The 23,555-nt window shown below is 41.2% G+C and carries 25 protein-coding genes; 13 read left to right on the top strand and 12 right to left on the bottom strand.

Annotation, left to right across the window (positions count from 1 at the left end; translation table 11 throughout):
• Positions 1–11 precede the first annotated feature (11 nt).
• Positions 12–386, bottom strand: coding sequence for a hypothetical protein (locus OKW21_RS23360; RefSeq protein WP_277484115.1), 375 nt, complete (start codon positions 384–386; stop codon positions 12–14).
• Positions 387–541: 155 nt separating this feature from the next.
• Positions 542–1,099: a hypothetical protein gene (locus OKW21_RS23365; RefSeq protein ID WP_277484118.1), complete on the bottom strand. Its 558-nt coding sequence runs from the start codon at positions 1,097–1,099 to the stop codon at positions 542–544.
• Between the two features lie 107 nt (positions 1,100–1,206).
• Here OKW21_RS23365 and OKW21_RS23370 point away from each other — a divergent pair, with 107 nt between their 5' ends.
• From OKW21_RS23370 to OKW21_RS23385, 4 genes are all read left to right on the top strand, one after another.
• A complete protein-coding gene (locus tag OKW21_RS23370) occupies positions 1,207–1,692 on the top strand; it encodes a four helix bundle protein (RefSeq protein WP_277484121.1) in 486 nt (161 codons plus the stop codon).
• Positions 1,693–1,788: 96 nt separating this feature from the next.
• Positions 1,789–2,988, top strand: coding sequence for a tRNA 2-thiouridine(34) synthase MnmA (gene mnmA / locus OKW21_RS23375; RefSeq protein WP_277484124.1), 1,200 nt, complete (start codon positions 1,789–1,791; stop codon positions 2,986–2,988).
• A gap of 212 nt (positions 2,989–3,200) precedes the next feature.
• A complete protein-coding gene (locus tag OKW21_RS23380) occupies positions 3,201–3,953 on the top strand; it encodes a hypothetical protein (protein ID WP_277484129.1) in 753 nt (250 codons plus the stop codon).
• A gap of 99 nt (positions 3,954–4,052) precedes the next feature.
• The gene (locus OKW21_RS23385; protein WP_277484131.1) at positions 4,053–4,427 is read left to right on the top strand and encodes a DUF1622 domain-containing protein; all 375 of its coding nucleotides are present in this window, start codon (positions 4,053–4,055) and stop codon (positions 4,425–4,427) included.
• A gap of 124 nt (positions 4,428–4,551) precedes the next feature.
• On the opposite strand, the gene OKW21_RS23390 is transcribed toward OKW21_RS23385, so the two are convergent.
• From OKW21_RS23390 to OKW21_RS23400, 4 genes are all read right to left on the bottom strand, one after another.
• Positions 4,552–4,755 carry a hypothetical protein gene (locus tag OKW21_RS23390; protein WP_277484133.1) on the bottom strand — a complete coding sequence of 68 codons (204 nt, stop codon included), beginning with the start codon at positions 4,753–4,755 and terminating at the stop codon, positions 4,552–4,554.
• Between the two features lie 47 nt (positions 4,756–4,802).
• Positions 4,803–6,335: a 2-succinyl-5-enolpyruvyl-6-hydroxy-3-cyclohexene-1-carboxylic-acid synthase gene (gene menD, locus OKW21_RS23395; RefSeq protein ID WP_338130082.1), complete on the bottom strand. Its 1,533-nt coding sequence runs from the start codon at positions 6,333–6,335 to the stop codon at positions 4,803–4,805.
• The gene (locus tag OKW21_RS32625; protein WP_338130083.1) at positions 6,304–6,543 is read right to left on the bottom strand and encodes a thiamine pyrophosphate-binding protein; all 240 of its coding nucleotides are present in this window, start codon (positions 6,541–6,543) and stop codon (positions 6,304–6,306) included. Before OKW21_RS32625 ends, menD begins: the two co-directional genes overlap by 32 nt.
• A 193-nt stretch (positions 6,544–6,736) precedes the next feature.
• Positions 6,737–7,711, bottom strand: coding sequence for a M23 family metallopeptidase (locus OKW21_RS23400; protein WP_277484138.1), 975 nt, complete (start codon positions 7,709–7,711; stop codon positions 6,737–6,739).
• Between the two features lie 164 nt (positions 7,712–7,875).
• Between OKW21_RS23400 and alaS the strand changes: the two genes are divergently transcribed.
• Positions 7,876–10,512: an alanine--tRNA ligase gene (gene alaS, locus OKW21_RS23405; RefSeq protein WP_277484140.1), complete on the top strand. Its 2,637-nt coding sequence runs from the start codon at positions 7,876–7,878 to the stop codon at positions 10,510–10,512.
• A 112-nt stretch (positions 10,513–10,624) separates the two neighbouring features.
• Here the strand turns inward: alaS and OKW21_RS23410 are convergent, their stop codons facing one another.
• Entirely contained in the window at positions 10,625–11,032 is a 408-nt protein-coding gene (locus tag OKW21_RS23410) for a DUF4783 domain-containing protein (RefSeq protein ID WP_277484142.1), read from the bottom strand.
• 401 nt (positions 11,033–11,433) lie between these two features.
• Between OKW21_RS23410 and OKW21_RS23415 the strand changes: the two genes are divergently transcribed.
• From OKW21_RS23415 to OKW21_RS23425, 3 genes are all read left to right on the top strand, one after another.
• On the top strand, positions 11,434–12,474 hold the full coding sequence (locus OKW21_RS23415; protein WP_277484146.1) for a potassium channel family protein: 1,041 nt from the start codon (positions 11,434–11,436) through the stop codon (positions 12,472–12,474).
• Positions 12,475–12,769: 295 nt separating this feature from the next.
• On the top strand, positions 12,770–14,791 hold the full coding sequence (ligA, locus tag OKW21_RS23420) for an NAD-dependent DNA ligase LigA (RefSeq protein WP_277484148.1): 2,022 nt from the start codon (positions 12,770–12,772) through the stop codon (positions 14,789–14,791).
• 6 nt (positions 14,792–14,797) lie between these two features.
• A complete protein-coding gene (locus OKW21_RS23425) occupies positions 14,798–15,331 on the top strand; it encodes a DUF6913 domain-containing protein (RefSeq protein ID WP_277484150.1) in 534 nt (177 codons plus the stop codon).
• A 153-nt stretch (positions 15,332–15,484) separates the two neighbouring features.
• On the opposite strand, the gene OKW21_RS23430 is transcribed toward OKW21_RS23425, so the two are convergent.
• Complete coding sequence (locus tag OKW21_RS23430) at positions 15,485–15,661, bottom strand: histone H1 (protein ID WP_277484152.1); 177 nt, start codon at positions 15,659–15,661, stop codon at positions 15,485–15,487.
• Between the two features lie 92 nt (positions 15,662–15,753).
• Entirely contained in the window at positions 15,754–17,001 is a 1,248-nt protein-coding gene (locus OKW21_RS23435; protein ID WP_277484155.1) for an aminotransferase class I/II-fold pyridoxal phosphate-dependent enzyme, read from the bottom strand.
• A 175-nt stretch (positions 17,002–17,176) separates the two neighbouring features.
• On the opposite strand from OKW21_RS23435, the gene accC reads away from it, so the two are divergent.
• The 3 genes from accC to OKW21_RS23450 are packed head-to-tail and all read left to right on the top strand — an operon-like array spanning position 17,177 to position 20,548.
• Positions 17,177–18,679, top strand: a complete 1,503-nt coding sequence (accC, locus tag OKW21_RS23440) for an acetyl-CoA carboxylase biotin carboxylase subunit (protein WP_277484157.1) — start codon at positions 17,177–17,179, stop codon at positions 18,677–18,679.
• Between the two features lie 32 nt (positions 18,680–18,711).
• Positions 18,712–19,992 carry a DUF1015 domain-containing protein gene (locus tag OKW21_RS23445; RefSeq protein ID WP_277484159.1) on the top strand — a complete coding sequence of 427 codons (1,281 nt, stop codon included), beginning with the start codon at positions 18,712–18,714 and terminating at the stop codon, positions 19,990–19,992.
• A complete protein-coding gene (locus OKW21_RS23450; RefSeq protein ID WP_277484161.1) occupies positions 19,976–20,548 on the top strand; it encodes a Maf family nucleotide pyrophosphatase in 573 nt (190 codons plus the stop codon). Before OKW21_RS23445 ends, OKW21_RS23450 begins: the two co-directional genes overlap by 17 nt.
• A gap of 8 nt (positions 20,549–20,556) precedes the next feature.
• Here OKW21_RS23450 and OKW21_RS23455 read toward each other — a convergent pair whose 3' ends face one another.
• The 3 genes from OKW21_RS23455 to OKW21_RS23465 form a co-directional block, all read right to left on the bottom strand.
• Entirely contained in the window at positions 20,557–20,709 is a 153-nt protein-coding gene (locus OKW21_RS23455) for a hypothetical protein (protein WP_277484164.1), read from the bottom strand.
• Positions 20,710–21,048: 339 nt separating this feature from the next.
• Entirely contained in the window at positions 21,049–21,465 is a 417-nt protein-coding gene (locus tag OKW21_RS23460) for a hypothetical protein (protein WP_277484167.1), read from the bottom strand.
• Positions 21,462–22,022 (bottom strand): RNA polymerase sigma factor, encoded by a 561-nt coding sequence (locus tag OKW21_RS23465; protein WP_277484170.1) that lies wholly within the window; start codon positions 22,020–22,022, stop codon positions 21,462–21,464. The genes OKW21_RS23460 and OKW21_RS23465 overlap by 4 nt, the downstream gene beginning before the upstream one ends.
• A gap of 114 nt (positions 22,023–22,136) precedes the next feature.
• Between OKW21_RS23465 and OKW21_RS23470 the strand changes: the two genes are divergently transcribed.
• Together OKW21_RS23470 and OKW21_RS23475 are read left to right on the top strand one after the other, a co-directional pair.
• Positions 22,137–22,472: a DUF6249 domain-containing protein gene (locus tag OKW21_RS23470; RefSeq protein WP_277484172.1), complete on the top strand. Its 336-nt coding sequence runs from the start codon at positions 22,137–22,139 to the stop codon at positions 22,470–22,472.
• Positions 22,473–22,689: 217 nt separating this feature from the next.
• Complete coding sequence (locus OKW21_RS23475; RefSeq protein WP_277484174.1) at positions 22,690–23,298, top strand: hypothetical protein; 609 nt, start codon at positions 22,690–22,692, stop codon at positions 23,296–23,298.
• Positions 23,299–23,555 lie beyond the last annotated feature (257 nt).

The raw sequence follows: 23,555 nt of genomic DNA on the forward strand, positions 1-23,555 counted from the left end.
TATATTTATTTCTATTTTAAAAACTCCTGAAAGCGTTGTTTCAGAGCTTTGTATCGTAAAGAAAACTCTTCCATCTCCCCTTTCACAATATGATGTTCTTCATCCGTAATCACATGATCTTTGGTACGGTTGGCAAGTTCCAGTTTACGGTAGAGCCGGGCTTCGTGAGCATATACTTTGTGACGGAAATCATCAATTTTGGAAAGTATTTCTATCCATTGACCCTTAAAATACAGCGCATCTTCTTTTAGATCACGCTCTTGCAGCTGAGGTACTTTTTTGGCTAGCAGGTGTTGAAAATATTTGATTTCATCCTGATAAAGGTCAAACTCATTGAGCCAGTGGCGATGCTCATTATGCAGGTGTACTAAATTCTTGTAAGCCATAGTTTTGAAGGGTATGTTGCAATTATTCCAATGTAACGAAAAGACAGAGAAAAATCAGGTTTAAAGCCATCTTGGTTCTAGGTGATATAGTGATTAAGAGAGGAGGTTTATGACTTTGTACTTTCTAAACTATAATACCTAGAACCATAACACCATCATATCGGTGCAGGCAAAAGCTGATTTTCTCTGAGCAAAGGTCTAAGCTTACGACGGAAGTTTAGCTGCTGACCGGAGTTGGGAAATTCAATTATATCATCATGGATCACATTAAAACCACTGGCTCGCAGAGATTCGCCTATAGCCCGGAAAACCACTGCCGAAATTAGTACGATTGGTGTACCAGGACGTGCTACCTGCAATATTTCTTTCATCAATACCGGCAGGTTCTCACGGTATAGGTTTGTCCTTGCAGCAGCCGTTTTTCCAGGTAAAGGCTTATCAACTGCGCCAATAAGGTAGTAGCCTTCTTCCTGTAATCGTTCCAAAAAATAAGTCTTTTCCCGCCTGATTGCTTTGACGGTTTCAAATGCTTCTACCTCTTCGGGGAATAATACCTTTATCGTTTCCAAAAACAAGCTATCCCCTCTTCGCACATGCTCATAATAGAAATACCGGTTTCGCTCTTCGACAGGGGGGGCTTCAGTGATAAAAAGAACTTTTATATTTGCAGGACGATATTTCTCTCTGGCTTGCTGAAACGCGCTGATACTCATGTAATATAGTGTTATTGTTCTTGTGATTTGGTTTAAAGCTGATGGGGAACGATATCATGGTGTAAAAACGCAGGAAGTTGATTTTGTGTTAACTGAAAAAAGGTAAAATGGCTAAAGTAGAACGTTTTGAGGACTTAAGATGCTGGCAAATGGCAAGGGTTCTGGTAAAAGAAGTCTATCAGTCTGGTTCATCCGGCGAGCTTGGCAGGGACTTTGGCGCCCGCGATCAAATCAGGCGGGCTTCTATTTCTGTGATGAACAATATAGCTGAAGGATTTGCCAGATATCATCCCAAGGACTTTGGGCGCTTCCTCAACTATGCTCAGAGTTCAGCTGCTGAAGTAAAAAGCATGCTTTACCTGTTTGAAGATCTGGCCTATATGGAGCAGGAGAAAATCCAAAAATTGCATACACAAACGGACAATACCAGAAAATCTATTTTAGCACTAATCAAATATTTGTCAGCAAGTGAAAAGAAACTTAGTGGCATGAGCGGCTCCCGAGTCAGAGAACCCCGAGAAAATTATCGTACAAATGTAGAATCGTATCAAATATCAGAAGAGCACCTCCAACCCTCAACCCAAAAACCATAACACACTAAGAACTATAACACCATAACACTCAAACACCATCGCACCCTAACACTAATTCTCCCGAACCTTTTTTCCTCACTTCCGGTATTACATATTATGAAACGCGTAGTAGTAGGTATGTCGGGCGGAGTAGACTCCAGTGTCGCCGCCTATTTATTGAAAGAACAAGGCTATGAAGTCATCGGCCTGTTCATGAAAAACTGGCATGACGATAGTGTAGTCATCAGCCGTGAGTGCCCCTGGCTGGAAGACAGCAATGATGCCCTCATCGTAGCGCAAAAGCTGGATATACCTTTCCAGACCATTGACCTCAGCAAAGAGTACAAAGAGCGTATCGTAGACTATATGTTTCATGAATATGAGCGTGGCCGTACGCCTAATCCTGATGTGCTCTGTAATCGGGAGATTAAATTTGACATCTTTCTAAAAACTGCGCTTAAGCTAGGTGCTGACTACGTAGCTACCGGACATTATTGCCGCAAAGCGGAAACCATTAGTGCTGATGGCAGTACTACCTATCATCTTTTGGCGGGAAAAGACGGTAACAAAGATCAAAGCTACTTTCTTTGCCAGTTAAACCAGGAGCAATTGAGCAAAGCTATGTTCCCTATTGGTGAATTGCAGAAAGCTGAAGTGAGACAAATTGCCCGCGAGCAGGACCTGGTTACTGCGGACAAAAAAGATTCCCAAGGGCTTTGCTTTGTAGGTAAGGTAAGACTTCCTGAGTTTTTGCAGCAAAAACTTCAGCCAAAACCCGGCAAGATCATTGAAATCCCTGCTGATGCGGCTGTGTATGAAAAGTTTTTAGCGGTAGCCGGAACATCAGACGCAGCGCCTGTAAGCCTGAGTGAATTGAGTACTCCCTACGAATATTCTGCGGACATAGGCAAAGAAGTTGGCTCTCATAATGGCGCGCATTATTATACCATAGGCCAGCGCAAAGGCCTGAATGTGGGAGGTACGCCCAAGCCTCTGTTTATTATTGCCATAGACACGGACGAAAATATTGTCTATACCGGACAAGGGGGTGATCATCCGGGGCTTTACCGTCCTGCGTTGTTCATCAGTCAGGCTGAGACCCATTGGGTAAGGGAAGATCTGAAGCTGAAAAACAGAGAATCTGCTTCATATCAGGTACGCATACGTTATCGCCAGCCTTTGGAAAAAGCCACCCTTTATCAGGAGCACGATGGATTATACATTATTTTTGATCGTCCACAGAAAAGTATTGCCAAAGGACAGTTTGCAGCCTGGTATCAGGCTGATGAGCTTATAGGTTCGGGAGTGATTGCTTAACTCCCGATACCTTTTCCCTTCTTGCCATACTGATTCAAATACCATTTTCATTCAGAATCACTTTTTGCCCTGTATGAGGGGAATTCTTTCTCTTTCGGTACATTTTAACTACTGCCCGTTTCTTTTCTCATAAACCAAGCGGGTATATTCTTGCTTATATTTAAGAAGTGACTTGACAATGTGAAAAGTTTCGCTTAATTAATAAGCAGTTTATGAAAGCAGTTATCCCCCTGATGCTCCTCTGCATCGTCCTTACTTCAGCATATTCTCAACCAGAATCCACTAATTCTGCTGTTTCTTCAGTAGAACATAATGGCTTTTCCTTTGCCCATTTTAATGAACTAACGATTCCCAAAAAAGCTTTTCATGCAGAAGACTGCATGTACTATCAGGAAGATTTGCTGGAAGCTTACCAGCGTAATAAAGATTTCCTGGATCAAGCATTACTACCCAGTCTGATTGCACTGGCTTATTACCCTGAGCTGAAAGACACTAAAATCCGCTTCGTATACTTAGATACTAAAACTTCACTGGCAGCCCGTCCACGTTTCTGGAGTTTGTTTCGTGGCAGGGACAAACGGAGCTATAATATCTTTATTGATAAGAAGGTAAAGGAGCGCGAAGGTGTTCTTTTTGAAGACTTTCCTTTTAATGCTCAACTGGGCGGAATTGGGCATGAATATGCGCATATTATAGACTACTCCAAACGGAGTGGATTAGATATTCTTTGGCTAGGTATCAAATACCTTTTTAGTAAGAAAGCCAAAGCCAAACTTGAACATAAAGTTGATAAAATCGCCATTGAAAGAGGGCTGGGCTGGCAGGCAATTGCCTGGGAAGAACACGTAATTCAGAACTCTAAAGCTTCCAAAAAATACAAGACGTATAAAAAAAGTGTTTATCTGAGTACAGAGGAAATTAAAGAACATATGCAAAACTGTGCTGTTTATGAGGAGGCGAGATAGAGTTAGCTTGTTTTCTATTTGAGTCTGGTTTTGCTTACTTTTAGTATCAGCAATTTCAAATAATAAATAATTATTTTTTCAACTTAAAGTCATCACATTTTGTCCGATTTAGTCAAACCAATCGCAGAGTGGTGTGCAGCAATCGTAGAAGTAATTGGTGTAGGCATACTCACTTTAACAGCTCTTTATATTTGCATTTATAGCTTAATAAAAGTTTTTGGCAAGGATAAAACTGAAAATACATTTCATAAAGCCCGTCAACAACTTGGAAGGGGTATCCTTATGGGACTTGAACTACTTGTAGCCGCTGATATTATCCATACGGTGGCGGTAGATTTATCATTCAGCACTGTGGGAGTACTGGCAATTATAGTTCTCATTCGTACTTTTCTTAGTTTCACGCTGGAACTGGAACTTACTGGTAAATGGCCCTGGCAACATAATAGTAGTGTGAAGCAGGGTCAGAATACTTAAGCACCAGTGCTATTTTACTCCAAGCCTAAAATGTTGTACGTCAACCTTTTATAACAAAAAACGCCTTATTATTTATGCTCAGCTACTTAAAACTGACTTTGCTAAACTTTAGGAAGCTGCTTCATTATCTTATTTCATAGATATCAAAATCGTTAGACTTACCGTATTTGATCAGGTCATTCAGGGTATAAATTTCTAAGGAGGTGAGGTCTTTTAGTTTGTAGTTATCTTCACCTAACCGCTCCATTACCTCAAACTCTGACTCTTCACCATAATTTGTTAAGAAGTATTTTTTTCCTATCCTGATATTGTCAAATGAAATGGGCATTCTTAGTTTATAGTTAAATGTTAGAAAGTTTAACACAAGCAGCTATTTCAGAATCCATAGTTCTGTTGAATTAGCTTTTTGTATTGCTTGAAAACTTCAGTATTCACAGGTGCGTCTGTGACGATTTCCAATAACCGAGCATGATCGGCTGAACGCTCATAAAAACCAGGCAACAACTGTTTTAGTTCTTGAATATCTGCTTCGCTTTTTAAATGAATGCGCATATACTGCAAACCAAAATCACGGGCAGTATTTTCACCTTCCAGTTGCTGACGGGTTTCAAAATATTCTTCCAGTTCGGGCTGACCTGCCGGCCCATCAATCATTCTGAAAATTCCTCCCGCATGATTATTTAGCAGTATTACCCGCAAATTGGGCAGCTTATAATTATGCCAGAAAGCATTACGATCATAAAAAAAGGCAAGGTCCCCGGTGATTAGTACAGTCAGGCGGTCAGAACTCAAGGCGGAACCCACTGCTGCGCTATTGCTCCCATCTATACCGCTGCTACCCCGATTGGCAAAAACCTCTACTCTCTTTTGTTTTTCGCTTAGACCAATCAGATTAGCATAACGTACTGCCATGCTGTTGGCCAGATGTAAATTACTTTGGTCAGGCAAAGAGTAGAGGACCTCCTTTACCGCCTGAAACTCACTTGGCTGATTGACCTTCCCTCTTTCAAACAGAGTCTTGATATAGTTTACTGCTTTGAGCTCTTCACTTTGCCAGACCTCCGCAAAATCACTTTGAGTAGAAGGTATACCTTTTGACTGCTGCATGCCTTGGAAAAACGCCAAAGGTGAAGCATGAATCACCTGAGTTAAAACCTGAAAAGTATCGGCTGCACTACCAGAAGGCTGTACATGCCAATGCTGGGCAGGGCTGTACTTCCGAAGGAAAAGCTTCAGATTTTTCGACATCACCGACAAGCCAAAAGTAATGAGCAGGGCCGGTTGAAGCCGTTTAAACAAGTCTTCGTCTTTTTGTGCCAGTAGTACATCAGCATGTTTGCCCCCTTCCGGTAAGGCATGCATATTAGAAATCACATCAGCTATTACTGGGACGTGCTGCTCACGACATATTCTTTCAAGAGCAGCTGACAGCTCCTCATTTAATACGCCCTGACCACAAACGATCAGCTTCTTTTCTGCTGCCCTCCACTGCTCCAGTAAAGCTGAAGTCTGTACCTCTGACAGACTATAGCTAGCAGGAATTTGTCGGATCACTTTTACCTTATGATCAAACTTAATTTCTTCATCAGGCTGCGGATAAAAGGGTTCTCTGATCGGTATATTGATATGCACTGGCCCCTGCGGATACGCTATGCTAAGATTATGAGCCTCAGAAACTATTCTACCCGCAAACCATTGGTCTTCTTCCTGCTGACCTACAGGAAACTCAAGACTGGCTTTGATGTGCTTTCCATATATCTCACGTTGCCGGATCGTCTGTCCATCCAATTGGTCTATCCATTCCGGTGGTCGGTCAGCGGTAAGTAAAAGTAAGGGTATCTGCTGAAAAAAAGCTTCGGCTACTGCCGGGGCATAGTTATAAGCGGCTGAGCCAGATGTACAAATCAAGACCACGCGGTTCATGTAGCTGGCGGGCTATGCCTAAAGCCACAAAAGCCGCAGAACGCTCATCACTTAGGGTATACGTTTTTATCTGAGGATGCCGTACAAAAGCAATAGAAAGTGGAGCACAGCGAGAGCCGGGAGAAAGCACCGCATGCTTTACACCCAATTGTGCACATATCTGTGCAGTATTTATGATTGAGGGAAGTATCAAACTATTAGGACTTGCTATTATGCTTCAACTTTTATTGACACAGCAAGTTTGCCAAACTTTCCTGAATTAGCAACAAGCTTTATGTTTCAGGGATAGTAAAAAAAAAAGGAGCCGAAGCTCCCTAATATCATTATACGCTTAGTTGTAAGTATCGTAACATTCAACTTTTAACCTAAAACTGTCAACTTATCTACTAGAGTGACTGGTTCTCTATAGACGCAAGCTGTACCAGCACTTCGTACTCCTCAGCCGTAATATCCTGGTAGAAAAAGTGGATAGGGTTTACTTTGTCATCGTCTTTCAAAATTTCATAATGTAAGTGGGGCGCAGTAGAAGTACCCGTATTTCCTACATAACCGATGCACTGCCCTCTTTCTATGGTTTGACCAACCTTTACGTTGAAGTCTGACAAATGCGCATACTTGGTAACATAACCAAAGCCGTGATCTATCTCAACCTGCTTTCCATAGCCCGTAAAGGAGCTCTTCACAGTAATCACCTTGCCTGCACCGGTTGCATAAATAGGGGTGCCCTGCGGAGCAGAAAAGTCTATACCGGGGTGCATCATTTTCACTTTATAAATAGGGTGCATGCGCATACCAAAGCCGGAGGCCAACCTTCTTAATTCCTTGTTAGAAACCGGCTGGATCGCCGGAATAGAAGCTAACATCTCTGTTTTATCTTCTGCCATACCCAGCAAATCATCATATGACTTCGTCTGTATGTACAGCTGACGCTTAAGTTTGTCTACTTTTTCTTTGGTATTGAGAATCAGCTCTTCTCTTTCTAAACCATCTTCCAGTAGCTCTTTATACCGCTCCACTCCTCCTACTCCTGCATTTCTCACAGAGAGTGGTATAGGCTCGGCTTCAAATATAGTACGGTAAACATGATTATCTCTTTCCTGCAAAGACTCTAGCATATCATCAGCACGCTCCATGTCTTTACTTAGCATATCATAATAAAACTGTAGCTCTTCATTTTCTTTTTTTAGCCGGGCTGCCTTGGGAGACTCAAAGTAGGTATCAAATACTATAATCAGACATATTCCTGCTACCAACACCAATGATATGAAGCCCAATACATTTAAAAAAACATCCCACTTGCTTACCCGGATGCGTTCGTATTTACAGGTTTCCGTATCGTAATAATATTTTATCTTAGACATTGTTAATGCTGGTTTCTAATCTTTAATTTTGTCCCTTTAAGCATTTGAAAATTAACAGTATCAGTCATATATACATGAAAGAGTGAGTTATATTATAAATGTGGTAATATCCTAAATTTTCTCTATTTCGTATTATGCGTTTACGCTGAAAAATTACGTATACAATGAATTCTCAGGAAATCAGAACAACATTCATACAATTTTTTGAAAGTAAAAAACATCAGTTTGTACCATCTGCCCCTATCGTAACAAAAAACGACCCAACTCTTATGTTTACGAATGCGGGCATGAACCAGTTTAAAGACTACTTTTTAGGCAACAAACCCGCACCAAACACTCGAGTTGCAAACAGTCAAAAGTGTTTAAGAGTTTCAGGTAAGCACAATGACCTGGAAGAGGTAGGCATAGATACTTACCATCATACCATGTTTGAGATGTTAGGAAACTGGTCTTTCGGAGACTATTTCAAGAAAGAAGCGATCTCATGGGCCTGGGAACTGCTGACAGAAGTCTATAAGCTCCCTAAAGACCGCTTATATGTCACTGTATTTGGTGGAGATAAAGGTGATAACTTACCCGTTGACCAGGAAGCTTATGACCACTGGAAGAATATCATTGAAGAGAGCCGTATTCTATATGGAAACAAGAAAGACAACTTCTGGGAGATGGGTGATACCGGACCCTGTGGTCCCTGCTCCGAAATTCATATTGACCTTCGCTCTCAAAAAGAAGTGGATCAAACTCCGGGTAAAGCGCTGGTCAATCAGGACCATCCGCTGGTAGTAGAGATATGGAACCTGGTATTTATGCAGTTCAACAGGCAGGCTTCGGGTGAACTCAAACCCCTGCCTGCCAAGCATGTAGATACCGGAATGGGCTTTGAACGTTTGGCTATGGCCATACAAAAAGCAGCTTCTACCTATGATACCGATATTTTTACGCCCCTGATTACGCAGGTGTCCGTTTGGGCAGGCGTAAAGTATGGAGAAAAGAAAGAAACAGATATCGCCCTCAGAGTGATCGTTGATCATATCCGCGCTATTTCTTTCGCTATCGCTGACGGGCAACTGCCTTCCAATAACAAAGCAGGCTATGTAATTCGTCGTATCTTGCGAAGAGCTGTCAGATACGGTTATACTTTTCTGAATTTCAAAGAGCCTTTTCTTTATCGCCTGCTTCCTACTCTTTCTGAACAGTTCGCAGATATTTTTCCCGAACTGCCCGCACAAAATGACTTTGTGGCCAAAGTAATACAAGAGGAAGAAGCTTCTTTCTTAAGAACACTGGAAATAGGTTTACGCAAGCTGGACCAGATCAAGCAGGAATATGGTGAGCAGAAAATAATTCCCGGAGCAGTAGCCTTTGAATTGTATGACACTTATGGCTTTCCGCTGGACCTTACGGCTCTGATTGCCAGAGAAAGTGGCCTTTCAGTTGATGAAAAGGGTTTCCAGCAGGAAATGGAGAAACAGAAAAAGCGTTCTAAAGGGGCCGCTACAGTAGACACTGGCGACTGGGTCACCCTCCTGGATGAAGACGAGATAACGTTTGTAGGCTATGATAGCTTGCTTACTGAAGCACAGATTGTTCGTTACCGTCAGCTTAAAGAAAAGAATAAGACTTATTACCAACTTGTCCTGAACCGTACACCTTTCTACCCTGAAGGCGGTGGACAGGTGGGAGATACTGGCTACTTAGAGGCAGATGGCAAAAAGACTTATATCATAGATACCAAAAAGGAAAATGACCTGATCATCCACTATGCCAAGGAACTGCCGGAAGATGTCAACGCTACTTTTCAATGTGTAGTCAACGAGGAAAAGCGCCTGCTTACTATGAATAACCACAGTGCTACGCACTTGCTGCATGCAGCGCTTAAACAGGTGCTGGGAGATCATGTACAACAGAAGGGATCACTGGTTAACGACCACCTGCTGAGATTTGATTTTTCTCACTTTGCCAGGATGAGTGAGGAGGAAATCAGAAGGGTAGAACATATTGTGAATCAAAAGATACGCGCTAACATTGCTTTGGAAGAAATGCGTAATGTCCCTATGGCCGAAGCCAAAGAGATGGGAGCGACAGCATTATTTGGTGAGAAATACGGTGATTTTGTACGTGTGATTGCTTTTGACAGAAACTATTCCCTTGAGCTCTGCGGAGGTACACATGTGCCCTCTACTGGAAATATAGGCTTGTTTAAGATTGTATCAGAAAGCTCTATATCAGCCGGTGTAAGGAGGCTTGAAGCAATATCCGCTGATGCCGCTGAGGCTTATGTATATGAGCAGGAAGATTTGATGAAAGAAATCAAAGAAACCCTGAAAAACCCTGCTAATCTTAAAAAGGCGGTTGAAACGCTGGTAAATGAACGCAACCAGTTACAGAAAGAGATAGAAAGCTTACAGCAAAAAGAAGCATTAAACGCTAAGGACAGCATTATCAATAAGGCTTACCAGCTTGGCGAGATAAAAGTGATTGTGGATAAAGTATCTTTACCTAATGCGGATATGCTCAAAAAGCTAAGCTTTGATATTAAGAATCAACTGAGTAATCTAATCCTCGTATTGGCTGCTGATGTTGATGGCAAGCCTCAGATCGCTATGTCTATTGATGAATCGCTTATTAAAGCGCACAATTTACATGCAGGAAATATGGTGCGGGAGCTAGCTAAGAATATCAAAGGGGGCGGCGGTGGTCAACCTTTCTTCGCAACAGCCGGGGGAAAAGATGTCAGTGGATTAGATAATGTACTGACGGAAGCTAAAAAAATGATTGAGGAAAAAATAAATAAACTTTAAGTAAACAATTTGATTGGTGAGCCAGCAGAGGAATTTACGGGTATGCTGGCTTATTAGTCCTTTTACGGTATACGAGATGTAGTGCTTTGAGCAGACTTTGCTGCTTTTCATTTTATTCTTCGTTGAAATCAATCTTATCTACCAGGTAGGCTCCTCCTATCTGCTTGATCAACATAAAAACTCTAAACTCACCCCGGTCGTAAGTGTAGGTGCCTACTGTATATTTCAAACCTTCTTTTGAAGAACCCTGATGCACATAACGAAAGCCTTGAGGGGGGTATTTATTGAAAAAATCTTTGAGAACAAACTCTGCCTGGTTACGACTATAACTTGCCTTCTCTCCATTTACACTGATCTCTACAGTATTATTGAGGTATTTGCTCAGTTCTCTTGAGCTCCCTGTTTTTAAAGCATCCCTTACGTTATTGATCACTTCGTTCTGGGCATTAGAAAGTACGCTTCCTAACATCAGCCAGCATACTAAAGTAATCGCAAACGTCCTAATGATCTTTACATTCATAAACTTACTGCAAAATTTACAGTTTTGGTTACCAAAACTGTGCCAACGACCGGACTATTGGAAAGATTCAAATCTATCATCTATAAAACTTACTTTACCGCTCTATAGCTCAACAGGATCCCCCTGTTAGCTATGGACAGCCTATGCGAACTGCATCATGTTAAAGATATCCACAAATTTAAACATACTGTAAAATCAGTAAAGACAAGTTACTCTTGTCTGGTAATTTAGCAATATAGAAAAAAAACACTCACTTATTTTTCATAATTCGTCAAATTACAGCTTTCCTTACTTAAATTTCCTTAACACCTACTCATACCATAATATTGGTAGTTTTCTTTCAAACTGTATCTTTGGATTTATAGTATTTCCTATTTAAAGCTGATTCGTTTACTTAAAACATGAGTGCCGGTAATATGATCCGAAAAATTGGGCTAAAAAAAATAAAGTTAGGCCGTATCACTCTTGGTTTATCATTACTTTTATTTAGTGTACTCATAGGCATGGTAGGCTTCATCACGCTTGAAGGATATTCAATGCTGGAAGCCTTCTATATGGCCATTATCACTTTATCTACAGTAGGTTTTACAGAAGTCCAGACCCTCTCAGACAATGGGCGTCTGTTTACCAGCTTTTATATCATATTTAACCTGGGAATATTTGCTTATGCCATTAGTATTATCACTACCTATATTGTAGAAGGTGAATTCAAAGACATTTTTCATCAATACATGATTAGTAAACGGGTTCAACGTATGCAGAATCATATCATCGTTTGTGGATTTGGCCGAAATGGTACCAAAACCTGTGCTGAGCTATTGAAAAGTCAGCGCTCATTTATTCTCATTGAAAAAGATGTGGATCTGGTAGACAGCTTTCCTTCCAATAATAATTTTGAATATATCATCGGTGATGCTACCAGTGACGAAATACTGCTCACTGCCGGTATAGAGCGGGCAGGGGCAATCATTACCACGCTACCCCGCGATGCCGACAATGTATTCATCACATTAACAGCCCGTGAACTTAACCCCAAAGTAAAGATCATTTCTAGGGCCACCGAAGAAAGAGCTTCTAAAAAACTGTACCGGGCTGGTGCTAACCAGGTGGTGATGCCGGACGCTATAGGAGGTATACACATGGCACAGCTCATTACCAAACCTGAAGTAATAGAATTCCTGAACCTGCTCACCGGAGTAAGTAGTGAGCATTTGAAGCTAGAGGATTTTTCTTACAATGAACTCAAAGACGAATTTAAAGACAAAACCATCATGGACCTTGATATCCGTAGAAGGACTGGCGCAACGGTTATTGGTTTCAAAAGCCAACGCCATGGCTTCACCATTACCCCTCCCGGAGATTTGAAAATCACCGAAGGTGATACGATGATCATCATTGGCAACGCACAAAACATTTCTGCCTTCAAGAAAACTTATGGCTGATTTTTGAACAATGATACCAAAAAGCTAATGGCAGCAGTCAGCTGCTGTTTTGCTTTTTTTCTTAAGCTGGTTTTGCCCGTCCATGACTTCAATTTTTACAGCACGCTTTGATTTCTACATTGACAAAACGCTAAAAAAGTAGGGTTTAGGTCTAAACTACATGACCTGCTTTTTTCAGACTGACAATAGCTTATAAAAGCTTGTCCGTACTTGTTATTCTGTACATAGCGGTGAATACTGAGCTTTTGAATTGTAGGTAAATCAAGTAGATTTGTAATACTTCAAAAATGCCCTTATGACTGCCGAGGAAGCCAAAATAAAGATAGAAGAGCTAACTAAAAAAGTTAATTATTATAATCATCAGTATTATCAGGAAAGCGCTTCTGAAATCTCTGATTATGAGTTTGATCAACTACTGGAGGAATTGATTACACTGGAAAATGAATTTCCTCAGTATCGCTACCCAGACTCGCCCTCCCAGCGAGTGGGAGGTACCATCACTAAAGATTTTGAGACCGTCGTTCATGACTACCCCATGCTCTCCCTGGGCAATACCTATAGCCGTGAAGAACTCGTTGAATTTGACAAAAGAGTGGCTAAGGGCTTAAATAACCAGCCTTACGAGTACTTTTGCGAACTTAAATTTGATGGCGTAGCCATTAGTCTGCTCTATGAAAATGGCTATCTGGTACGTGCCGCTACTCGTGGTGATGGTATCCGTGGAGATGATATTACTTATAATGCCAGAACTATCCGCACTATTCCTCTCAGCATTAAATCTGATGACTTACCCTCTCGCTTTGAAGTAAGAGGAGAAGCTTTTATGCCTCGTACTATATTTAACAAGCTGAACAGGCTTAGGGAAGAGGAAGGAGACGCCCTCATGGCTAACCCCAGAAATGCAGCTTCCGGTAGCCTCAAAATGCAGGACTCTGCCCTGGTGGCGCAACGCCAGTTGGATTGTTATCTCTACACACTGGTAGGCGATGACTTACCGGTTGCTACCCATGCTGAGGCGATTCAGAAGTTAGAAAGCTGGAACTTCCACATTTCTGATACTTACCGACGTTGCGAAAATATTGACGAGGTCTTCAAATACATTAATGAATGGGAAAAGAAACGCCTGGAACTTCCCGTAGATACTGACGGAATTGTAGTTAAGGTAAACAATCATGATCAACAAAGAGTACTAGGCAGTACTGCCAAAAGTCCTCGTTGGGCCATTGCTTACAAGTACAAAGCACAGAGCGCATCCACCGTATTATTGGACATTGATTACCAGGTAGGTCGTACCGGGGCCATTACACCTGTTGCTCACCTTGCTCCTGTCAAATTGGCTGGCACTACCGTAAAAAGAGCTTCTCTCCACAATGCTAACGAGATTGCGCGTCTGGACCTAAGGGTTGGTGACACAGTATTCGTAGAGAAAGGGGGTGAGATTATTCCTAAAGTAACGGGTGTAGATGTGAGCAAACGGCCACGCAACAGTCAGGCTGTACAATATGTAGAAAATTGCCCTGCCTGTGATACCCTTCTTATACGCAAAGAAGGAGAAGCGCAGCACTTTTGTCCCAATATCAAGGGATGCCCTCCACAGATTAAAGGCAGACTTGAACATTTCATCCAGCGGAAGGCCATGGACATTGATAGTATGGGTAAAGAGACGGTAGCCTTGCTTTATGAGAAAGGCCTCGTGCTTACACCCGCTGACTTGTATAGTCTAAGCTATGATGATGTATTTGAGCTGGAGGGCTTCAAAGATCTCTCTACCCAAAATTTGCTGAAAGGTATAGAAGATTCCAAAAAAGTGCCCTTTGAAAATGTTCTTTTTGCTTTAGGTATCCGTTATGTAGGTAAGACGGTAGCCGAAAAACTTGCTCGCCACTTTGGCAATATTACCAAACTGGAAAACGCCAGTTTTGATGAACTGGTGAACGTCCCTGAAATAGGCGAAAGAATTGCACAGAGCATCATCGACTTTTTTAAAGATCAGGATAATCGTGATATTGTAGATGAGTTAAAAGAGACAGGCTTACAATTTGAGATCTTAGAAGAAGAGGAGCAGAGGGAAAGTAATACATTAGCGGGAAAATCTTTTGTAGTATCCGGTGTATTTCAATCTTTTAGCAGAGAAGAGATCAAAGAGAAAGTACGGATTAATGGAGGACAAATCGTATCGGCAGTTTCGGGAAAAGTGGATTATTTATTGGCAGGAGAGAATATGGGGCCTGCCAAGCGTAAAAAGGCAGAAAATTTGAACATTTCAATTATTTCTGAACAAGATTTCTTAAATATGCTTAACACCCAAAAATTGTAGTGTGCTATGTTCATGTTCATCACCAGAAAAATCATCAAATTTCAGCTTCCCGGACTCTTGAAAAAGGCTCAGGCTAAGCACAAAACCGTTAACTACGACAAAGCTCAGAAAGTGGGCATACTGGTTACGTTTCATGATCATGAAAAGCAACACGCAATAGATGAGTTTATAGACCATCTGGTAGCTGATAAAAAGGAAGTACAGGTACTTTGTTATGATAAGCGTCGTGCCCGAAATAAGATTTTTGGTTATCTGCAATTTACCGATAAGAACATAACTTTGATGGGTAAATTTAAAGATGAGCATGTAATAGACTTTATCAATAATGATTTCGACTATCTATTTCACCTTGACCTGGAATCTAACGAAGTATTAGATAAAATTTTAGCTTTAAGCCATGCTAAATGTCGGATTGGAAATGATATGGAAGAACATCGGGCCTTTTATGAACTGATGATCAAGTCTGATACTTTAACCCAGCTATGCAATCTTATGCAGTACTACGTTAAGATTGTAAATGTAAAGGAAGAGCAGGTCTGAAAAATCGATAGCCGTTTTTCCTGAAGCTAGCAGAAGAAAAGCCAGTACTACTAACTATTTTATATTTTTTCTAATGCCTGGTCCGCCCCACAAAATAAAAAAGGCAGCTCAAAACTGAACTGCCTTATGTCTTTAAAATCAGTGTAAGTGATTCTAAGCTTTGTTTTTAATATCCTGTACCTCGATTCTAATTTCTTGCGCCAAATTTTTCAGTTCCTGCATCCCCTTTCTTACGCGGGTACCTGCGGCCTGATTTTCTTTGTCGTAAAACTTCTCGAAGTCTCCTTCTAGGGACATTACTAAATCTCTAAGTTGATCAAATCTTTTCATAGTTAAGTCTGGTTGTATGAAAAATGTTGTTTAGGCGGCAATATAGCTAATATGCTATACAATGAGCAAAAAAATCTACCAATAATTAAGATTTATTGGAAAGCTGCCGCCAGCTCACCTTTTTTGTAAACGCCGGATTCCAATTTATGTTTTACTGCTTCAAATGCTTTTATGGTTACTTCCACATCTTCTACTGTATGTGCGGAGGTAGGAATCAAGCGCAACATTATCACATCTTTAGGTACTACCGGGTAAATCACCACGGAGCAGAAAATAGCGAAATTTTCTCTTAGGTCATATGCCAATGCGGCAGCCTCTCCTACTCCACCACTCAGAATTACCGGGGTAACAGGAGTCTGCGTAGTTCCAATATTAAAACCACGTTCTTTTAGGCCATTTTGTAATGCATTGACGACTGTCCAAAGGTTTTCACGCAATTCCGGCATAGTCTTAAGCATTTCAAGACGCTTGAGGCCACCTTCTACCAGTACCATAGGCAATGACTTAGCAAATATCTGCGAACGTGTATTATAGCGCAAATAACGAATTACCTGCTCGTCGCCAGCTACAAAAGCACCAATGCTAGCCATAGCTTTTGCGAAGGTAGAGAAGTATAAGTCTATACCCTCCTGTACACCTTGCTCTTCTCCAGCTCCTGAGCCGTTGGGGCCCATCGTGCCGAACCCATGAGCATCATCTACCAAAAGGCGGAACTCATATTTTTCTTTCAGGTCTACAATTTCTTTCAGGGCTCCCATATTTCCCGACATACCGAATACACCTTCGGTAATCACGAGAATACCCCCACCGGTTTCCTTGGCAAGCTTAGTAGCACGCGCTAGTTGCTTTTCAAGGTTTTTGATATCGTTGTTAGGGTATACAAAGCGTTTACCCATGTGTAACCTCACTCCATCAATAATACAGGCATGAGATTCCGCATCATACACAATAATGTCTTTACGGTCTACCAAAGCATCTATAATAGATAAAATACCCTGATATCCATAATTGAGCAACATAGCACTTTCTTTCTTCACAAAAGTGGCCAGATTCCTCTCTAACTCATCATGTTTTTCTGTGTTTCCCGACATGATTCTGGCTCCCATCGGGTAGGCCATTCCCCACTTTTCAGCGGCTTCTCTGTCGACTTTTCTAACTTCGGGGTGGTTGGCTAGTCCTAGGTAACTGTTAAGACTCCAGGTCAAGACTTCGCGACCTCTGAACTTCATGTGGGGCGCAATATCCCCCTCTAATTTGGGGAACATAAAATAGCCCTCTTCTACTCCTGCATGTCTGCCCAAAGGCCCCATGTCAACCGTAAATTTCTTGAATAAATCCACGTTTGCTCAGTTATGTGTAAACAAAATTTTACTAGATTATCGGGCAAAGTTAACATTATAAAATTCCTCCACAATGAATCATATCATTAATTTTGAGCGTACGCTTAGCTGATTTTAAACGAAACGCATCATTTGTTAATAATAAATCAATAAATTATTAGAATACTCCTTTTTTATGCCTGAAATTAAAAAACTACTTGTAGCCAATCGGGGCGAGATTGCTTTAAGAATTATGCGTACTGCACGGGAAGAAGGGATTCCTACGGTAGCTATTTTTAGCGAAGCTGACCAGCACTCTCCTCACGTTCTCTATGCTGATGAAGCCGTCTGTGTAGGTCCTCCACAGTCTTCTCAATCTTATCTGAAAATAGACAACATCATTGATGCCTGTAAGCAGACTGGTGCCAATGCTATTCATCCTGGCTATGGTTTTCTCTCAGAGAATGCTGCTTTTGCCCAGCGTGTCGCGGATGAAGATCTTATCTTTGTAGGCCCTACACCCTATGCTATTGAGACGATGGGCAGCAAACTCGCTGCCAAAGCAGCAGTAAAAAAGTATGGCGTTCCCCTTGTTCCGGGTACTGACCAACCCGTTACTGATATCGATGAAGCTAAAGCTGCCGCTAAAGAAATAGGCTACCCTATTTTGATCAAAGCCAGTGCGGGCGGTGGTGGAAAAGGGATGCGCATCGTTGAAAAAGAAAAGGATTTTGAAGAGCAAATGGAAAGGGCTGTCAGTGAAGCTACTTCCGCTTTTGGAGATGGCTCTGTGTTTATTGAGAAGTTTATTGTAGGCCCAAAACATATTGAAATCCAGATACTTGGTGACCAGCATGGAAACATTCTTCACCTTTTTGAAAGAGAGTGCTCTATCCAAAGACGTTACCAAAAAGTAATAGAAGAAGCACCCTCTCCTATCATGACAGAAAGTGTACGCCAAGCTATGGGTAAAGCCGCGATTGGCGTAGCCAAAGCCTGTGATTATGTGGGTGCCGGTACTGTCGAGTTTGTCATGGGACAAGACATGCAGTTCTATTTTCTGGAGATGAACACCCGCCTTCAGGTGGAACATCCGGTTACCGAAATGATCAGTGGGATTGACCTGGTCAAACAACAGTTACTGATTGCCCAGGGAAAGGCTATCTCTTACCGGCAGGAAGATTTATCCATCAATGGCCATGCCATTGAAATAAGAGTGTATGCGGAAGACCCTGCCAATAACTTTTTACCTGATACAGGAAAACTACAAACTTACCGCCGCCCCCAGGGCCCAGGCATCCGGGTAGATGATGGGTTTGAGGAAGGCATGCAAATTCCTGTGTACTATGATCCGATGATCGCTAAGCTCATCGTCCATGCGGAAGATCGTGACACAGCTATCCGCAGAATGCTCAGGGCTATCCATGAGTATGAGATTACGGGCGTAGCAACTACCCTTGATTTTTGCCGCTTTGTGATGCAGCATGAAGCGTTTACCTCAGGGCGTTTTGATACTAAATTTGTAGACCAATATTTTGATGTAGAACAATTCACTGAACTGAAAAAGGATGAAACCTTAGAAAAAGTAGCAGCTTTTGTAGCTTCACATCTGTACCAGCAAAAAAATCATCAGCCGGTCAGGCCTACTCCCGCCTCTGGTAATAACCAGCACGCATGGAAACAAAGAAGGTTCTCCTAAACCTTTTTTGTCATCTTTTGTAGTTCACTAATATGACAGTAATTCGTCCGTTTAGAGCATGGAGATATAATGATAAGCTGACTCAGAATATTGGAGATCAACTTTCACCTCCGTTTGATGTTGTTTCTCCCAAACAAAGAACAGCACTCTATCAAAATCCACTCAATAGCATTCACCTTTCCGTGCCTTCAGGAGATCAACCGGCTCAGCAGGCGGCCAAAACCCTGGAAAAGTGGAAGATAGAAGGAGTTATTACGCAGGATGAGATTCCTGGTATTTATGTATACTACCAGTTTTTCCGCCTGCCCGGTGATCAGAAAGAATACTGTCGCAAAGGGTTCATCTGCATGATTGAAGCTTCGTTCTGGGAAGAAAATGTGGTTTTACGCCATGAAGACACCATCCCCAGTTCTGTAAATGACAGAACTCAACTGCTGGAAGCCACTCAACTTAACGCCAGCCCTACGCATGGTCTATATACCGACCCTGAACATCGTTTAGAAACACTAATGGATCAGAGTATGGAAAAGGCGCTATATGAAGCCGAAGATTTTCAGGGCGTTCGCGACGTGATGAGTGTCATTCGTGAGAAAGACAAAATTCAGCAGTTCTTATCACTACTCGCTGAAAAACAGATTATCCTTGCCGATGGGCATCATCGTTACGAAAGCTCTTTGATATACCGGAGAAAAATGATGCAGAATAACCCTCATCATCATGGGGAGGAAGGTTACAATTTTCACCTGATGTATATCACCAATACAGAATCCGAGGACTTGAAAGTACTACCTACGCATAGGTTGATAAAAAATATCTCTGCAATGGATACTAATGAGTTATTAAGCAAGTGTTCTGTATATTTTGAGCTTAAATCCCAGGAAAATAATTGTGATATTCCCGAAGTCATCGCCGGTAAGACCTGGACATTTGGGCTCCTTCTAGCAGATAATTGTTATAAAATACAACTGAAGCCTGAGCTGCATCATGAGTTGAATTTACCTCTGAGCGCATCATTGAAAAAGCTTGATATAGTAGTATTGCATTATTTCTTTCTGGAAAAAGTACTGGGAATTGCCTGGCAGGAACAACGAAAGTCTGATCAAATAGCTTATGAAAGGAGTTTTGCCAGTTGTTTATATCAGGTAAGCACTACTCGTGAAGCACAAATGGCACTCATTACAAATGGCGTAAGCATCGCCCAAATCAAAGAGGTCTGTTATGGAGGGCATCTGCTTCCTCAAAAATCTACTTACTTTTACCCCAAAGTTATTTGTGGCTTTCTATTCGGATCTATTCATGAAGAAAGATTATAAACTAATACTTGCCTCTAATTCTCCTCGCAGGCAGCAGCTACTTAGCGAACTGGGATTGAAATTCCAGCTACGGTCGCTGGAAGTAGAAGAAAGTTTCCCTGCCGAACTTGAAGTAGATAAAGTTGCTGAATACCTGGCCATTAAGAAAGGCAGAGCACATCAGAAAACGATGGAAGCGGATGAAATTATCATTACTGCTGATACTACCGTAGTCGTAGGTCAGTCTGTATTGAATAAACCTGCCGATGAAAAGGAAGCTTTTCAGATGCTACAGCAACTTTCTGATACCACCCACCAGGTCATTACGGGCGTGTGCCTTACATTGGCTGAACAGCACCAAAGTTTTCGCGATATTACCAGCGTCACCTTCAGAAAGCTGGACGAAGAAGAGATCAATCATTATATCAAACACTACCATCCATTTGACAAAGCAGGTGGTTATGCCATTCAGGAATGGATAGGCATGATTGGCATCACCCATATTGATGGCTCTTACTTCAACGTAGTGGGTTTACCTAGTGAAAAACTATACGGCAAACTTAAAAAAATCATCTAGCGTGTGTTTCAGGCATTATGAAATTTATATGCCCGCTTTGGTTTAAAATCTTTAACGTACTTATCAAAATTATCCACAGCTTTCAGCCACCCGTTATGGTAGCTACGATATACTGTGCCCTTATCTTTGTAAATGGAGGCTACTGTTTTCTCGGTTTTCATGATACTAAAATTTAGAGTTCAAGCTACCTGTTAACAAATATGAAAATGTTAACTTTTGTTAAAAATTTTTACTTATAACGCAACGTAAACAACAGAATGTTGTTGCTATCTTAATAATAATGAGCTATAAACATTTTGCTGTACTCCAATCATACCGACTACCAAATCACTAAAAATGACTTAGCCTAGTAAATTATAAGAAAAAACCATACCATTTATTACGCATGTAGAATCCCTGAACAAAAAAAATTTTTATTGTGAGCTTCGCACCTTTTCTGAACTTTGACCACACAATTTTTACGGGTATTTATAGAAAAAAAAATTGCAGGCGTAGTGCAATTATGAATCCTGAGAGAGTCTTTTTTTGTCCATGAGCCAGTAATCTGCAAACTGTATCAAGGCAAACATTGATACAGAAAATAACACGATCCAGCGCACTTCACTCACCCACTTGAATATAGCTATGGCTGATGGTAATTGATAAACAAAAAGGGATGCTGCACAAATACACAGGGTAAAAAGAATACTTGAACCTACCATAAGCCAATATCTTCTTATTTGTTTTTGCACACCCAATCGCATTGCTTTCCGGCTTACTTTTTCTGCAAAGTGTATTGGCAAGCCTTCATCAGGTTCTTGCGACAATGTATCAAAGAGCAATTGATAGGTTTTATAGGCATCCAAATCTTCATCAGACAGATATTGTTTTTTAGACTCCAATAAATCCTGAATTTCTTTATCGCTTAACTTTTTCATAAGAGCTCCTCCTTTTTGAATACTTTCTCTAGTCTTTCTTTCAATATCTTACGTGCTCTGAAAATATAGTTTTTTACAGTGCCTTCCGGCATGTCACTGATTTTACCAATCTCAGCATAAGACATTTCTTCCAAATGATAAAGTGTCAATACTGTACGGTATTGCAAAGGCAACTGCCTGATTAACCCATGTACATATTGATGAATATGCTGCCTATCTATACGTTGCTCAGCATTGAGTTGTATATCTTCCAGGCTAAATGAAACCTCCTCCAGATCAGTTTCTGTAAACCTTTTTTGCTTTTTCAGATAATTGATCGTCGTCCTGTACGCAATACTGGCTATCCAGGTAGAGAGTTGTGACTGAAATTTAAATTTGGATAAGTTTCGGAAGACTTTTAAAAAAATTTCCTGACATAAATCTTCTCTCTCTTCCTGCCTGTCTATAAGTCGGTTGACCATATGGAATACCAGCTTTTCGTGCGCCTTGACAAGCTCACGAAAAGCCCCCTGGTCTCCTGCCAATACGCTTCTGACTATTGTATGATCATCCTTCATTGTCGCGTTAGACAATAGATACTTATAAAGGTTGCAATTTTTTTTTCAGATTTCCTGCAACATAATCTAAGGAGTACTGTCTAATGCGGCAGAAACAACAAAATCATATTAATTATGGAATTCATCGGACCCGCGATTATCCTCGGAACTATCTTTTTTGGTACCGTAAGTATTATCAAAGCTTTCAGCGAGCATTTTCTAAGAAAGAAAATGATTGATAATAATGCCCTGGACGAAAAAACTATAAATGCACTTAAACTGGATAATAACCCTCACACTGCCTTGAAATGGGGGATGGTAGCCTTTTTTGGTGGTATTGGCCTGATCCTGTTGGAATTTATTCCTCATGCTTACGACTCACCTTTACCCTTCGGTGTGGAGGCGGTAATGATCTCTTTAGGTTTTCTGGTTTACTATTTTATGGTAAAAAAGCAATCAAAGCTGGTGTGACTTCACCATCTGCCGTGTATACCCCTTAGACTGGCCGCTTTTTTTCCGGTAAAATTTTCCTGCCAAAACTTGCATGTAAAATATAAAACCCACTACTTTGTATTACATTGTACCTAACATTAGTTAGTACTGTACGTAAATTTTAACACAGGCTGCAACCATTTGTCAAAAAAACGCATCCTGAAGTTAAGCCTATCAATTTTTTAAAGACCTAGCTATGAAAAAGCCTGCAATAGTAAACATAAAGATTCAACCCAAAGGAAAAATATCACAGCTCTGCCTGAAAAGGGGTATGCAGAATTTGCAGGATGTAATTACTCATCTGCGCGCCCTGCCTTACGGGCGTATCTCGGACAAAAGAAAGCCAGAACTGGTTTTGCATGAAGGAAGGGGCACCTGTAGTGCCAAGCATGCATTCTTGGTACAACTGGCTTTTGAAAACAACATCAAAGGAGTACGCCTGACACTTTGCACATACAATATGACAGAAACTTCGCATCCTGAAGTGAAGGCTGTACTGAATTATTATGGCTTAACATCCATACCTGAAGCCCGATGTTTTATCCAAATTAATAACTCTATATATAATCTGGTGGGGAGGCGAAATGCTTTCCATCCGGAAATTATTACAGAAATTGAGATCGCTCCGGTACAGATCGCGACTTTTAAGAAGAGGTACCATAAAAATTACATTGAGAACTGGCTTCAGATAGAAAGAATGCATAAACGCTGGAGCCCCGATCAGATATGGAGCATTCGGGAAGAATGCATTGATGCTGCTGAAGAAAACTGGGAAAGCTGCCCGCAGCTCCTTTGCTGCGCATAATGATCAACTGTCGTAAAAAAACTGTCAAAATAGCATGAAACGCTGACATCAAGACAGCATGTAATATCTAAAGCAAAAAAATTGGTTTTGGCATCCCTTTTGTTCAATTGATCATCTGATTGAAGCATGAGGAGGGGACACCAATCCAAAACCAGTCTACGGTAGGTAGACATACTGTTTTACAATAAGCAGTATCATAGATTCCACGGCCTTGACTTCTTCTTGAAACACGGGAGTCAAGGCTTTTTTATGTCCCT

This window comes from Catalinimonas alkaloidigena (genome assembly GCF_029504655.1).
Classification (GTDB): domain Bacteria; phylum Bacteroidota; class Bacteroidia; order Cytophagales; family Cyclobacteriaceae; genus Catalinimonas; species Catalinimonas alkaloidigena.